Source organism: Pseudomonas sp. NFPP02 (assembly GCF_900119355.1).
GTDB classification, from domain to species: domain Bacteria; phylum Pseudomonadota; class Gammaproteobacteria; order Pseudomonadales; family Pseudomonadaceae; genus Aquipseudomonas; species Aquipseudomonas paracarnis.
The window spans coordinates 59,935-74,274 of the sequence record NZ_FPJI01000017.1; the positions used below are offsets into that span (position 1 = coordinate 59,935).

10 protein-coding genes are annotated in these 14,340 nt (G+C 59.2%); 9 read left to right on the top strand and 1 reads right to left on the bottom strand.

All coding sequences use genetic code 11. From position 1 onward, the window contains the following. Window positions 1-92 precede the first annotated feature (92 nt). The 9 genes from BT204_RS24290 to BT204_RS24335 all read left to right on the top strand — a co-directional run bounded on the left by BT204_RS24290 (window position 93) and on the right by BT204_RS24335 (window position 14,005). Window positions 93-1,427, top strand: coding sequence for an EAL domain-containing protein (locus BT204_RS24290; RefSeq protein WP_054895709.1), 1,335 nt, complete (start codon window positions 93-95; stop codon window positions 1,425-1,427). Between the two features lie 324 nt (window positions 1,428-1,751). Beyond that, window positions 1,752-2,417, top strand: a complete 666-nt coding sequence (locus BT204_RS24295; RefSeq protein ID WP_032892352.1) for a response regulator transcription factor — start codon at window positions 1,752-1,754, stop codon at window positions 2,415-2,417. A gap of 151 nt (window positions 2,418-2,568) precedes the next feature. Then, complete coding sequence (locus tag BT204_RS24300; protein WP_003190442.1) at window positions 2,569-3,234, top strand: response regulator transcription factor; 666 nt, start codon at window positions 2,569-2,571, stop codon at window positions 3,232-3,234. Window positions 3,235-3,263: 29 nt separating this feature from the next. Then, entirely contained in the window at window positions 3,264-5,624 is a 2,361-nt protein-coding gene (locus tag BT204_RS24305; RefSeq protein ID WP_072448504.1) for an ATP-binding protein, read from the top strand. Continuing rightward, window positions 5,621-7,963: an ATP-binding protein gene (locus BT204_RS24310; RefSeq protein ID WP_054895707.1), complete on the top strand. Its 2,343-nt coding sequence runs from the start codon at window positions 5,621-5,623 to the stop codon at window positions 7,961-7,963. The genes BT204_RS24305 and BT204_RS24310 overlap by 4 nt, the downstream gene beginning before the upstream one ends. A gap of 923 nt (window positions 7,964-8,886) precedes the next feature. Further along, complete coding sequence (locus tag BT204_RS24320; RefSeq protein ID WP_003190448.1) at window positions 8,887-9,435, top strand: fimbrial protein; 549 nt, start codon at window positions 8,887-8,889, stop codon at window positions 9,433-9,435. A 71-nt stretch (window positions 9,436-9,506) separates the two neighbouring features. After that, window positions 9,507-10,253, top strand: a complete 747-nt coding sequence (locus BT204_RS24325; protein WP_054895706.1) for a fimbrial biogenesis chaperone — start codon at window positions 9,507-9,509, stop codon at window positions 10,251-10,253. A 33-nt stretch (window positions 10,254-10,286) separates the two neighbouring features. Continuing rightward, a complete protein-coding gene (locus BT204_RS24330) occupies window positions 10,287-12,884 on the top strand; it encodes a fimbria/pilus outer membrane usher protein (RefSeq protein ID WP_044273270.1) in 2,598 nt (865 codons plus the stop codon). A gap of 2 nt (window positions 12,885-12,886) precedes the next feature. Further along, window positions 12,887-14,005, top strand: a complete 1,119-nt coding sequence (locus BT204_RS24335) for a fimbrial protein (RefSeq protein WP_239695926.1) — start codon at window positions 12,887-12,889, stop codon at window positions 14,003-14,005. Window positions 14,006-14,073: 68 nt separating this feature from the next. On the opposite strand, the gene BT204_RS24340 is transcribed toward BT204_RS24335, so the two are convergent. Beyond that, window positions 14,074-14,256: a con-10 family general stress protein gene (locus tag BT204_RS24340; protein WP_003190457.1), complete on the bottom strand. Its 183-nt coding sequence runs from the start codon at window positions 14,254-14,256 to the stop codon at window positions 14,074-14,076. Window positions 14,257-14,340 lie beyond the last annotated feature (84 nt).

The window sequence follows — 14,340 nt, forward strand, 5'->3', positions numbered from 1 at the left end:
CTCAGTTTTATGCTTTTAGTCCCATTCCTATTTGCTTCTTTTTAGGCACTGATAAGCTTTTTCGCTGAAACAATCTCGGGAAATTCTTTGTCATGATCTTAAATGCCGCCGTGCCTAACGAGTTCAGCGCCCTGCGCGTGATCACGTTGGCAACCGACCCTGCGTGTGTCTTGCGCCTCGCCTCTGCGTTGGGTGGCATGGGGGTCACGCCGCTGGCCACGGTCGCCTCGCTGGAGGCGCTGCAGGCGTGGTTAAGCGCGCACCGCGTGGACATCATCGTGTGCGAAATCCGCTCCGAGTGTGGCGATGGCTTGATGTTGCCAAGTGTGCTCAAAGCACTGCATGACGCGGGTACGTTAATGCAGTTTCCGAGTATTTTCTGGACCGGCGAAACCACCCTGAATGTGCAGGAAAATTTGATCGAAGCAACAGTTACACCGGCGTGCGAAGCGCCCGCTAAGCAGTTGTGGGTCAAGCACATGGGCGGCGTAGCCATCAGCGCACTGGAATCCCATTCGCGCCTGGCGCAGTCGGCGGGAATCAGCGTGCAGATCTTGCGTGACGGTGGCCCGCTGGAGCTGGGCGATGCCTTGCGCACGGTGCTGCTGACCCTCGCTCAACCGGACCCCAAGCTGCAGGCCATGACGTTTGAGTCGCTGGCTGAGGATGAAGTCATCAACGCCCTGACCACCGGCGAGGGATTGCGCTTTGTCTTTCAGCCACAGTTCGAGTTGCTGAGCCGGCGCATCGTCGGCGCTGAGGCGTTGGTGCGCTGGAAGCACCCGCGCTTTGGTGAAATTCCGCCTGCGGTGTTGATGCCGCTGGTCAACCGTCTCGGCCTGGACCTGTTGCTGTTCAGCCTGGTGGAGATGTGGACTCTGCGCGTGATGCTAGCGTTAAAGCGCGAAAACATTACGATCCCTATCGCGGTGAATGCGTCGGCCAAGACCCTGTGCACCCCCAATTTTGCCGAGCGCCTGGCCTTGCGCATGCGCCAGGCAGATCTGCCGAGCCGCTTGCTGAAAGTCGAACTGACCGAAGATGTGCAGGAGCCGGATGAGCTGCATCTTTCGGCGTCATTGACGACTATTCGCGCCAAGGGTTTTCAGGTTTCGCTGGATGACTTCGGCAGCGGCGCAGCCACTTTCAAGCTGTTGGCGAACCTGTCGTTTGATGAAATGAAAATCGACGGCTCGTTTGTGCGCGGTGTCGAGCAGCACGCCTCGTCACGCAAGGTGATCGCAGGCATTGTGAACTGGGCAGGTCTGCTTAACCTGAGCCTGGTGGCGGAGGGGATCGAGGACGAGTCCACGATCCCCCTGCTGCACCGCCTGGGTTGCCGGGTAGGGCAGGGCTATGCGCTGGCGCGCCCGATGGAAATAGACGCCTTCTTGAACTTTGTGATTGAGCGGGAAAAGAACGGCTGAGGCTGTAAAGTTTGGCGGGCAGGTAAGTATTGGAACTTGATGTGTGTAGGTCAGCTCTTGGTTTTTAGGAGTTTTCTTATATTAAGTTTTTCGCAGATCTATTAAGTTTTATACCGTTGTTATTGTGAAGAATTGGCGCATTTTTTAACTGCGATGGTGAGCCTGTGCGCGTTAAGTTATAGGGAGTGAGCGTGTGGCGTGTGATGTTCAGTTGCACGGATGTAATTGATGAAATGGATGAGTCTGAGAGGACCTTAACTTATTCAGAGTGAGGCAGCGCTGTTGTCCATTTTTTTGCACGCTATACAGAGTGTTCCGTCATTTATGAAACGCCTACAAATTGCTTTGCTGGATGATCATGCAATCGTGCGGCATGGTTTGGTCAATCGGTTGGTACAGGAACCTGATTTTGAAGTGGTGGGGGTCTACGCTCGCAGTCGTGAGTTGATGGCCGGCCTGCTGACACACCCGGCCGAGGTGTTGTTGCTCGATTTTGTGCTCGGCCCTCATGAGCTGGATGGCATCCTGCTGATCCGTGCTCTGCGGGTAAAGTACCCGGGCTGCCGAATCCTGGTGTTTTCCACTCACCATGACGCGGCCACGGTGATTCTTGCCCTGCGCGTCGGTGCCCGTGGGTTTATCGGCAAGGGTGAAGACATGAGCCAATTGATCAGCGCAGTGCGGCTGGTGGCCTCGGGCGCTGTCTACCTGAGTGCTGACATGGCCTATCGGGTGGCCGAAGCCACGGCGGTCAACTATGACGGTGAGGAGCAATCACGCGATGACGCGATGCGTTTTGTCAGCTTGTCTGCGCGGGAGCAAGAGGTGATCCGCTGTTACCTGTCGGGCATGACCATCACCGAAATTGCTGAAAAATTCAGCCGCAGTATCAAGACCATCAGTTCGCAAAAGGCCTCGGCTTTTCGCAAGTTGGGCGTGATGTCCAACAACGAGCTGTTTCGGATCAAGCACATCATCGAGAGTGTTTAACGCTAAACGCAGGCCACGCCGACGCGCGCAAAAACAGCGGTAGGCGGGCGTGCCCTTTGGCGGTTGTTGCATATACTCCTTGAAGTGCCGTAATAGCTGTCCCTGTTGTTTGACCGCGCCACCTAAGCGGGGCCAAGTGGGTTCGAATACGATGAAACCTGTACGCATTGCTCTATTGGACGACCACGCTGTTGTTCGGCATGGGCTCGCCAACACCTTGGCGGCCGAGGCCAACTTTGACGTGGTTGGCATTTATGAAAAAAGCCGCGACTTGCTCGCCGGCCTGGTCAGCGCTCCGGCTGACCTGCTGCTGCTGGATTTCTCCCTGAGCCCCGACGAGATGGATGGCGTATCGCTGATCCGCGCCTTGCGGGTCAAGTTTCCCAGTTGCCAGATCCTGGTGTTGTCCGCCCATCATGACCCGGCTACCGTGGCCCTGGCCATGCGGGTCGGTGCCCGTGGCTTTGTTGGCAAGGGCGAGGACATGACGCAAGTGGTCAAGGCCATTCGCAAGGTGGTCTCCGGCGCGGTGTACCTGAGCACCGACATGACGTATCGCCTGGCGGAAACCGTCACCAGCGAGACGCGCAAAGACCCCAGCGAAGCCTCGGATGCCCTGGTCCAGGCCGAGCTGACCAGCCGTGAGCAGGAGGTGATCCGCTGCTATCTGGCGGGCATGACCGTGAGTGAAATCGCAGAAAAATTCAATCGCAGCATCAAGACCATCAGCACCCAGAAAACCTCAGCGTTTCGCAAATTGGGGGTCACCTCGAACAATGAACTGTTCAAGCTCAATAAAATCATCGGCTCACCATGAGGCGATGGCGACCGGGTGCCCTCTTATTCATGTTGCTGATGCTGGATGCCGCGCTTGCCTGTGCGGCGCCGGTTGAGCTGACGGAGCAGGAGCGGCTGTGGATAGCGCAGCATCCGGTCCTTCGAGTGGGGGTGATGGAAAACCTGGTCCCCTTCGAGTACATGAGTAATGGCGTGCTGCAAGGGCGGCCGGTGCAGTACCTGCAATATGTGCGCGATGCCACGGGGCTTGAATTCACCTATGTGCCGGTCAAGACCCGGGCTGCACGTGAGCGCATGCTGTTGGATGGCCAGGTAGACCTGCTGTCTTCGCACTTTCGCTTTCGTGACGAGCCGCCTATCGAGGATCTTACCGCGCTGGTCTACGACACTACCGTGCCGATCATCGTGACCCGTGTCGACGACGCCGATATTTTTGACCTTGACCAGCTACAAGATAAAACGGTCGTGATCCCCGATGTGGAGTATTACGAGCAGTTGCTCAGAAAAAGGGCACCCCGAGCCACTCTGATCAAAAGCCCCCAGGCCTTGGCCATGCTGAACACCCTCCGGGACGGTGGTGCCGATGCAGTCGTGGCCTCCGAAGCCTTCTTGATGCCCTATTTGTATCGACAGTTTCAGGGCGTGCTGGAAATTTCTGGCGTGGTGGGCAGCAGCATGTTGGATGTGAACATGGCGGTGCGCACCGATAACGCCATGCTGGCCTCGATCATTGGCAAAGCCCTAGGCTCGATCAGCCCCTCACAACAGAATGCGATGTACGAGCATTGGTACCGGGACCTGGAGGTAGATGCGCCGACCCTGTGGGACATCGCCAGCCATTACTTGCATCTTTTGATCCTGGGCATGTTGGCGTTGATTGGCTTGTGTGTGCTGGTCTATCGCGGTTACCGCCAGCAGCGGCAGGCCGAGCGGAACGAGCAGGAAAAAACCATGTTCCTGGCGGTGATGGGTCACGAAATACGCTCGCCAATGAACGCCGTGCTGGCGGCCATGGAGCTGCTGTGGCACACCCGACTCAATGACCAGCAGCGCCACTTCGCGCACTTGGCCAACAGCGGCGCCAATATGCTGGTGCGCTTGCTCGATGATGTGCTGCACCGGCCGGATTCAGGGGCCAAGGCGTTACGTCTGACACTTGAGGCGACGGATGTCATCGCGCTGGTGCATGGCGTAGTGGGCTTGCATCGCCTGCGTGCGGGGGAAAAACACTTGAGTCTGAATGTGAGCGTGCAGACACCCCTGCCGTCGTTGTGGCTTGACCGTTCGCGGCTGACGCAGGTGTTTCATAACCTGTTGTCTAACGCCATCAAGTTCACCGATACCGGCGCTGTTGACATCACCCTGCGCCTGGAAGACTTGCTGGACGGTAAGCATCAGTTGCAGGTTGAAGTCCGCGACACCGGCATCGGTATGGGCGAAGCGGTGCAGGCCTCTTTGTTCCGGCCTTATGCCCAGGCGAGTCAGTCCTACAAGCGTGCGGGAGGCAGCGGCCTGGGGCTGATGATATGTCGGCAATTGATCGATTTGATGCAAGGCTCGCTGACCCTGCGCAGCGAGCCGGGAGTGGGGACGTGTATCAACCTGTACTTGCCCGCAACCCTTGCCCCTGAGGCCGCTGAACCGACGCGAGCCCCAGCCCCAATGCCTTTGCATGTCACCGATGGTTTGCAGCTGCTGGTGGTGGAAGACACCCTGGCCAACCAGGAAGTGCTGCGGGCGCAAATCAGCGGGTTTGGTTGTGTGCCAGTGATTGCCGCCGATGCGGCCCAGGCCCGCGTGCGGTTCGCTGAGCGCGCTTACGCGTTGGTATTGATGGACTGCGACCTGCCGGATCAGGACGGCTACAGCCTGGTCTGCGAACTGCGGGCGCTCGAACAGCAATGGGGGCGAGCGCGCTGCCCGATCATTGCCATTTCCGCCTTGACCGGCGAGCAGCACCTTCAACGCTGCCTGGCGGCGGGCATGGATGGGGCGTTGAGCAAGCCCATACGTCTGGGGCAGTTGAGTGACGTGATCGAGCAGTGGTGCGGCGTCACGTTGGCGGCACCGCGTGCCAGCTTGATGGCCCCGACACTTGATCAGGCCGCTATCATCCGTGAGATGGCGGCCGACCTGGGGAGCCTGCTCAGGGCGATGGCGCTCTGTGATCGCCCTTCGGCCATCCATGTTGCCCATCGGTTACACGGCGCGGCACTGATCATCGAATGGCCGGCCCTGGCCCAGGCGGCCGCGCACATGGAGAACCTGTTGCGGGCAGAGGAGGGCTGGGGCAACCCGGTTTACGTGCACACGCTTCAGGCGTTGGTTCAGCACTGGCGTGCCGTGAGCGAGGAGACCCCGCTGGACATGCTGGCCATGGTCGCGCCGCCGCCGATGACGCAACAATGAAGGTTGTACGGTTGCGCCTGCTGCTGGGGTGGTTGCTGCTGGCAAGCGCGGGCCTGGCCGATGCGCAGGCCGACCCGCCGTCGATGACCTTGACCCAGCAAGAGCGTGACTGGATCGCCGCCAACCCCGTGCTGCGTGTCGGTGTGTTCGACAACCTGCTGCCCTTCGAGTACATCAGCGACGGCCAGTTGCGTGGGCTATCGGCCAAGTACCTGGGTTTGATTGCGGCGCGTACGGGCCTGCATTTTCAGTCGGTGGTCACCGGCAATCGTAGCGCCCGCAAGGACATGCTGATCAGCGGCGAGGTGGATATCTTGCCAACCCGGCGCCGCGACGACGATCCGGTCAAGGACCTGGGCATGCGCTATACGACGCCCTACAACACCAGTTCCACCATCCTCGTCAGCCGCTTTGGCCAACAGCCATTCGTGGACCTGGAACAACTTGCCGGCAAACGCCTGGTGATGTTGGGGCGCGAGGGGTATCAGGCGTTTTTGCAGCAGAAAGTCCCCGGCATAACGGTGATCTCCGGCCAGAACGCTGTCGACATCATGGCGATGGTCAAGGACGGTCGGGCGGATGCCGCCATCGCCTCTGAATGGTTACTGATCCCCTATCTTTCCCGGCAGTATCAGGGGGTGTTGCAAGTATCCGGGGTGGTGCCGCAATTGCACACCGGCGTGAGCATGGCGGTGCGTGACAGCGACGCGATCCTGTTGTCGATCCTGGAAAAAGTGCTGGGGTCCATCAGCAACGATGAGCGCAAAGCGATCTATGACGCCTGGTTCGATGACATGAACCTGGACATTCCGACGATCAAGGACATCGCCGAGCATTTCCAGGGTGAGTTGTGGCTGTTGCTGTCGGTGGTGCTGCTGTTGATCGCGTTCGCCTGGCAAAGCCGTCGTCAGCGCCGCCAGGCCGTGCAGAGCGAGCGGGAAAAGGCGATGTTTTTGGCGGTGGTCAGCCATGAAGTGCGTTCGCCGATGAACGCGGTGCTGGCGGCTATCGAGTTGTTGGAGCACACACCGCTGGACGAACAGCAGCGCCACTTCACTCAATTGGCCAACAGCGGCGCCAATACCTTGCTGCGGCTGGTGGATGACGTGCTGGACATTTCCAGGATGGAGGCCGGGGAACTGACCCTGACCCTGGAGCCTGTGGACCTCTGGGCCTTAGTCCAGCAGGTGGTGGAGGAGTATCGCGCCGGCGCCGAAGAAAAAGGCCTGTTGCTGACATTGAGTGGTGAACGCCCCAGCGGCCCCTTGATGCTGGAGGGCATGCGCTTGAGTCAGGTGCTGCGCAACCTGATCTCCAATGCGGTCAAGTTCACTGAGGTAGGCGGGGTGGAGGTGCAGCTCAAGGTGGTTGAATGGCCAGAGGTTCCTGTGCCGCACGTGCTGATCCGCATCATCGACAGCGGCATTGGCTTGTCACAGCAGGCGCAGGCCAGCCTGTTTCGGCCCTATGCACGGGCCAAGCACTCTTACAAACGTACCGGTGGTAGCGGGCTTGGCCTGGTGATTTGCCGTCGCCTCGTGAGGCTGATGTCGGGTGAGCTGACCCTCAACAGCACCCAAGGCGTGGGTACTGAGGTTGAAGTCAAACTGTCTGTCGAGTGGGCCAAGACCCTGGATATACCCCAGGCTGAAGCGGCGCAGGCCCAAGTGGAGGGTAACGGTGTACACGTGTTGGTGGTGCAGGCGCCTGTGACCGGCCAACAGACACTGCCTGCACACCTGCAAGCGCTGGGTTGTAGGGTGTTGCTGGCGGTTGATGGCGCCCAAGGGTTGACGCTATTCAATGTGCGACGGGTCGATATGGTATTGATCGATTGCGACTTGCCAAACAGTGAAATCGAGCCGCTGGCGGGCGCCTTTCGTGAGTTGGAGCAGGTGTTGCAGCGTGCCCATTGTCCGCTTGTAGCTGTCGCGGGCTTCAGCGATAACGAGCACCTTGAGCGTTGTTTTGATGCGGGGCTCGACGGGGTGCTGGTCAAGCCGGTTACACCGGCCAAGTTGCAGCAGATGATCGAGCTTTGGTGTGACATGCCGCAAGGTCCGCTGCCGGCAATGCCCAAGGAAGAGCCAGAGGAGGAGTCGCATATCCTGCGCACGGCCTTCAACGACTTGATCGAGGCACTGGCCTTGCGCGAGCGAAGCCAAGCGTTGCAGGCAGTTCAGCGTCTGCACGAGGCGGCGCTGGGGCTGGAGCGGGACGACCTGGTGGGCACTGTCGAAAGCCTGGGACGGCTATTGCGCGATGAGCGTGACTGGCCAGCGCAGCAGATTGCCGAGCGTCTCAGCGTGCTGCTTGGTCAAAGGCCTGCGCCAGCATAGCCTCGTTGCTGTACCCGCTCGTTCTCACAGGTGGGGCTTGCCTTAATGCCGTTCAGTTAAGCGTATATCGCCCTCTGTAGGAGCGAGCTTGCTCGCGAAAAACGTCAACGATAATGTGTGCTTCCTGAATGAGCGCGGCGCCTGTGAGTTTTTCGCGAGCAAGCTCGCTCCTACAAAATGCCTTAACTGAACGGCATTAGAGCTTGCCTGCGATAGCCATGGGTATCTATACAACTCTGTAGCGCTCAATGGTAACCACGATGCGAAGCGAGCCGCTCAGGCGGCCCCCAAATCACTGGCGGATTACGGGCACACCGCGCCTGGGCGAGGTGCCGAGTGGTGGGGCAAGAGCGTTTTGCTTGCTTTTGCGCTGTTCAAAAGGGAGCCGCCGTCAGGGCGGAACCCTAGGTGGCCGTTACCGCAGGAACGGATATGTACCCAATCCAACTGTGTTGACTGTCAGGTCGCCTTCGCGAGCAAGCCCGCTCCCACAGTTGGATCGCGGGGCGCCAGGTAAATAAGCGTCGGCTGTCAGGCCGCCACGGGTCCAGCCTAACCTCGAAGTTGTGTAGATGCTTAGGCTGCGATAACGGTGGGTCAATCAACATCTGATGATCAGAATAACGATGACCCATTATATAAGCTGGATTTAAATATACCGTTCAGGCGCGCTTTTAGGACCACTCCTATAGACGCTTTGTCTGTTGGCTTATTAAAGCCAGCCCACTATGGTGGGGGGCTTTGTTTGTTGCTTTTAATCGCCTGTTTATAAGGTAATTTGCCCGGGTTATTTGTTTTTCAGAGCACTCCTATTTTGAAAATTAAGTGCGCTGCTTACACTTCACTTCGCAACAACGCAGAAGTATTTCCCGTCCAGGGAACTTCAAAACTTAATCAAGTCTATCGTGCTCTCGGAGTTACTCATGAATTACAAAGCTCGCGCCCTCGCTGTACTGGTCGCTGCCACCGTCTCTTCTGCTGCCATGGCTTCGGACGGCAAAATTGATTTCAACGGTGAGCTGAAAGCCGAAACCTGCCAAGTGGCCGTCAATGGTGCAGCAGCTTCCGGCGCGACCACCGTCACCTTGCCAACCATCTCCACCGCTTCCTTGGCTTCCGCCGGGCAAGTAGCTGGCCAGACCGGTTTCAACATCGAACTGAGCAAGTGCTCTGCTGCGATCAAAACCGCGGCGGCGTTCTTTGAGTCGGGCGGTGGTGTTGATCCGGCCAGCGGTAATGTGAAGAACATCAGCGGTTCAGCCACCAAGGTTCAACTGCAGTTGGTGGATGCCACCAATGGCAACGCGATCAAGGCCGGCAACACGTCTCAGGTTACCTCCACCAGCCGCGTAACTGTTGACCCAACTGCCCTGACCGCTGTGCTGCCGTACGCCGTTCAGTACTACGCCCAGTCGGCTACCACGCCGGGCACCGTTGTGGGCTCCGTGACTTACTCCATCAATTATCAGTAAGTCGCAGGCTTTGGACACACGCCCTGCTCGGTATTGAAGGGCGTGCATCCAGACGGTAAAGGGATTGCTCTATGTCGTGCACACGTGCATTCAAACCACTGCTGCTGATCGGCCTGGCCACACTGATGTGTTCCCATGCATTCGCTGCAGTGGTGATTACCGGTACGCGCCTGGTCTATCCGGCGGACCAGAAAGAAATCACCGTAAAACTGAACAATAACGGCACGTTGCCCGCACTGGTCCAATCATGGATCGACACCGGCAGCGTCGAATCGACACCCACCAGCTCCAAGGCGCCGTTCCTATTGTCGCCCCCGGTGGCGCGCATTGACCCGACCAAGGGCCAAAGCTTGCGAGTGCTCTTTACCGGCGCGCCTTTGGCGCAGGACAAAGAGTCGGTGTTCTGGCTCAACGTTCTCGAAATCCCGCCCAAACCCGAGGCGGGTGCAGACCTTAATACGCTGCAAATGGCTTTCCGTTCGCGCATCAAGCTGTTCTATCGCCCGGTCGGCTTGCCTGGAAATCCCAATGAGGCGGTTGAGCAGGTGCAGTGGCAATTGGTTACGGCACGCGATGGCCAAGGCCTGGCGCTGAAGGCGTACAACCCGTCGGCGTTCCACGTCTCGCTGATCGAGTTGGACCTGGTGGCGGGTAACCAACGCTATCGCAGTGAGGACGGCATGGTCGGCCCTGGAGAAACCCGGCAGTTCGCGCTGCCCACGCTCAAGGCCAGGCCGTCGAGCCAGGCCCAGGTGGAATTCAGCGCCATCAACGATTACGGCGCGTTGGTCCCGACCCACAACACGCTGCAGCCCTGATCCATTCCTGACGTTTTTAACCGCGAGTCATCTATGTCGACCTTTTCTTGCTCCAGGCTTTTTCTGCGGGCGCGGCCTCGCTTCGCCTTGAATCCGCTCACTGCCCTGATCCTCAAGGCATTGGCCATTGCTCCAGGCGTGTGGGGCATGCAAGGCGCACTGGCGCAAGAAGTGCAGTTTAATGACGCCTTCCTGCCCGAAGACTCGCGCAATCTTGACCTGAGTGCCTACCAGGCCGGCAACCCGGTGATGCCAGGCCAATACCGAGCCGACATCATCCTCAACGGGCAACTGAACAACCGGCAGGATATTCGCATTGACGCCCAGGCCGACGGCAGCAAGCCGGTGGTGTGTATGAACCGTGGCTTGCTTGAGCGCCAGGGTGTGCAAATGGCCAGCCTTACGCCCGAGGCCAGCACGATGCTCGACAGTCAGGCGTGCCCGGCAGTGGGGCAGGTAATCCCTGGCGCTACCGCGAACTTCTCCCCAGAGAACCAGGCGCTGGACTTGAGCATTCCCCAGGTGGCGCTCAAGCGTAATGCGCGGGGTTACGTCAGCCCGCAGTTGTGGGACCGTGGCGTGACGGCCGCCATGCTCAGCTACAACTTCAACGCCAATCGTAACCGCACCCGCAGTGGCAACTCCGATTCGGCGTTCATGGGCCTCAACGCGGGCCTGAACCTGGGGGACTGGCGCCTGCGCCACAACGCGTCCATGAGCTGGCAGTCACGTTTGGGCAGCCGGTACCAGGCTCTGGACACATACGCCCAGCGTGATATCACCGCGTTGAAAAGCCAACTGACGGTGGGTGAGTCCAACACCACCGGCGAGATCTTCGACACCTTGTCCTACCGCGGTGTGCAACTGTCCACTGACGACCGCATGCTGCCCGATTCGATGCGCGGGTATGCGCCGGTCATCCGGGGTATTGCCCGCACCAATGCGCGGGTAACCATTCGCCAGGCCGGCAATATCTTGCTGGAAACCACCGTGGCGCCCGGCGCGTTCGTGATCGATGACCTGTACTCCACCGGCTATGGTGGCGACCTCAGCGTGAGCGTGGCCGAAGCCGACGGCACTGAGCAGAACTTTATCGTGCCCTACGCCTCGGTCAGCCAGTTGCTGCGCCCCGGCACCTCGCGGTTCAGCCTCACTGCGGGTGAAACCCGCAACAACTTCGTCGACGATCAGGCGCGCCTGCTGCAAGGGACTGTGCAGTACGGCTTGAACAATACCTTCACCGGTTTTGCCGGTCTGCAATCGAGCGATGACTACACGGCGGTGCTCACCGGCCTGGCGTTCGGCACACCCATCGGTGCGATGGCCGTGGACATCACGCACGCCCAGACCGACCTGGCCGGCGGCGCTGCCAAGGGCCAGAGCATGCGGGTGTCGTACAGCAAGAATGTGCTCAGTACCGGCAGTAACTTCTCGCTGGCAGCCTATCGGTTTTCCACTCAGGACTACCTGGATTTCAGCAACGCCATCCAACTGCTGGATGCCGAGAAAAATGGCTGGGATTCGAGCATGTTCGGTCGCCCGCGCAGCCGTTTTTCGGTGACCGCCGACCAGAACCTTGGGGCTTGGGGGCAAGTCTCCATCAGCGGTTACGCGCAAAACTACTGGAATCAGCCGGGCAGTGATGTGCAGTACCAGTTCAGCTACAGCAAGCAGTTCAACCGCGTCAGCTTCAGTGTGAATGCCAACCGCAGCCGCATGGGGCTGGGCGACATGGAGAACAGCTTTTTGCTGACCATGAGCATGCCCCTGGATTTCGGCGCGTCGGGTAACACTCCGCAAATAACCGCGCAGGTGGGCCGCGATACCCAAGGCAATTACAGTGAGCAGGCCGGTATCAGCGGCACCGCCGGCCAAGACCGTCAATATGGCTATAGCGCCAATTTCGGCCATGACGGCGCCAACCACAGCAAGAGCGCCGCGCTTAACGGTCAGTACACGGGTGGGCGAGCCATGCTCAGTGCGGCACTGGGGCGTGGCGATGGCTATACCAGCGCCTCGATGGGCGCCAGCGGCACCGTGGTGGCCCATGCAGAGGGCGTGACCATGACGCCGTACCGCGGCGAAACCATGGCGGTGGTCAGTGCGCCGGGTGCCGCGGGCGCCAAGGTTTCGGGGTACCCCGGCCTGACGCTCGACAGTCGCGGCAATGCCGTGGTGCCGTACCTGCGGCCTTATGAGCTGAACGAGGTGGCCATCGACCCGATTGGCAGTTCGCTGGATGTCGAACTCAACGAGACCAGCCAACAAGTCGCCCCACGCGCTGGCGCCGTGGTGCATCTTAAATACACCACTAATCAGGGCCGTGCGGTGCTGCTCAATGTGCGCCTGGACGATGGCAGCAGCTTGCCATTTGGCGCAGGCGTGACCGACGGCGAAGGCGCCTCGGTGGGGATGGTCGGGCAGGGCGGTCTGCTCTATGCCCGGATCAAGCCAGAAACCCGCCAGTTGTTGATCAACTGGGGCAGCAAGACCCATCAACAGTGTGCCCTGATGATTCCTCCCGGCCCCGGCGAGGGCCAGCAATTGCAGCAGGTGGACGCTATTTGCGCCGCCGGCAAACAGGTCGCGGGCAGCACGCCGCCCAACAACATGCAAAAGGTACCGTTATGAACATGGGCGCTTTGATCAAACCCAGCCTAGCGCTGGCGGCACTTTGGGCGATGGCCGATACGGCCATGGCAGTGACCTGTACATATAACAACGGTATCCAGGCCGCAGTGGGCAACATGCCATTGCAGGTCTCGGCGATTACCGTCGGACGTGATGTGCCGGTGGGCGCCGAAGTCTATCGACAGCGCTTCAGCATGGCCTTGGGCCAGGCACCCGAGCTGGACTGCCGGTTTGCTCCGTTTCAACAGTGGACCGAGTTGACGGTCGAGGCGACTTCTGGCTTAGCCAATTGGTCCAGCGGCCCCTATGCCAACAAGGTCTACAGAACCCGAATTCCAGGGCTGGGGGTGGTTATCAATAGTCTCGGCGGCGTGCTGCCCAGGCAAACCAACAAATCCTGGACTGCCTGCACATCGGGCTCTCGCTGCCTGATTCCGTTTGATGGACCTTCGAACTTCGAATTGATACTGATCAAACTAGGGGAAGTAACGCCAGGTGTATTGGCGGGCAGCTCATTGCCGGTCGTGAGCCTGTTTGGCAACTTCGGCGATGCCAGGATGCAGGGTTTCAGGATGGGCATCTCCGGCAGTATCCAGATTGTCTCGCGCACCTGCAGTACGCCGGATGTTTCAGTGCCGATGGGGACGCACTTGACCAATAAGTTCACCGGGCTTAACAGCGCCACAGGGTGGACAGATTTTTCCATCAACTTGAATGATTGCCCGGCGTTCCATGGCACCTATTCCACCATCGGACCTGGCTGGCTTTCGCAAAGTGGTAATTCACCCACCGGCGTTGGCTCCGGCGGAACCCTAGCGGGTAACACCCTGCAATTTCGCATCGACTCCTCGCGCCCGGCGATCAATGCCAGTACGGGCGTGCTGAGCATTGATCCCACAGGCACAGGTAATTCGCCTGCCGCAAGCGGAGTCGGCATCCAAGTAGCGACACTAGACAGTACCCCGGTACCCCTGGGGATGAATCGGGCCAGCGGTATTAACCCACTGTCCTTCGAGTCCAGCTACAACATCCGCTTGCGTGCCCGTTATCTGCAAACCGCCAACCGAGTCACGCCAGGCCCGGCCAATGCGTCGGCGACGTTTACGATTATTTATCAGTGATGAATATGTCACTTATGTTCTGTGCGTTTGGTTTGAAGGGGCAGCCAGGCTGCCCCTCCCACCGTTACTCAAGAACCCGACTTCCGACCGCCGCCATGGCTGTGCTGCCCACCTTTACGGCCGGCTTCCGAGGCTTTTTCACGGTCGTTGGCGAAGTTCCCGCCCGACGCTTGGCCGCCTTTTTTACCGGCTTCGGAGGCTTTTTCGCGATCATTGGCAAAGTTGCCCGGGTTTTTATTACCTGTAGTCATGATAGTTCTCCAGTCGCTAAGTTTGCGTTTCGTTAGTTGGCCGTTTCGCAACGGACACTTATTCCGATATTGGCTTTTTGAAAA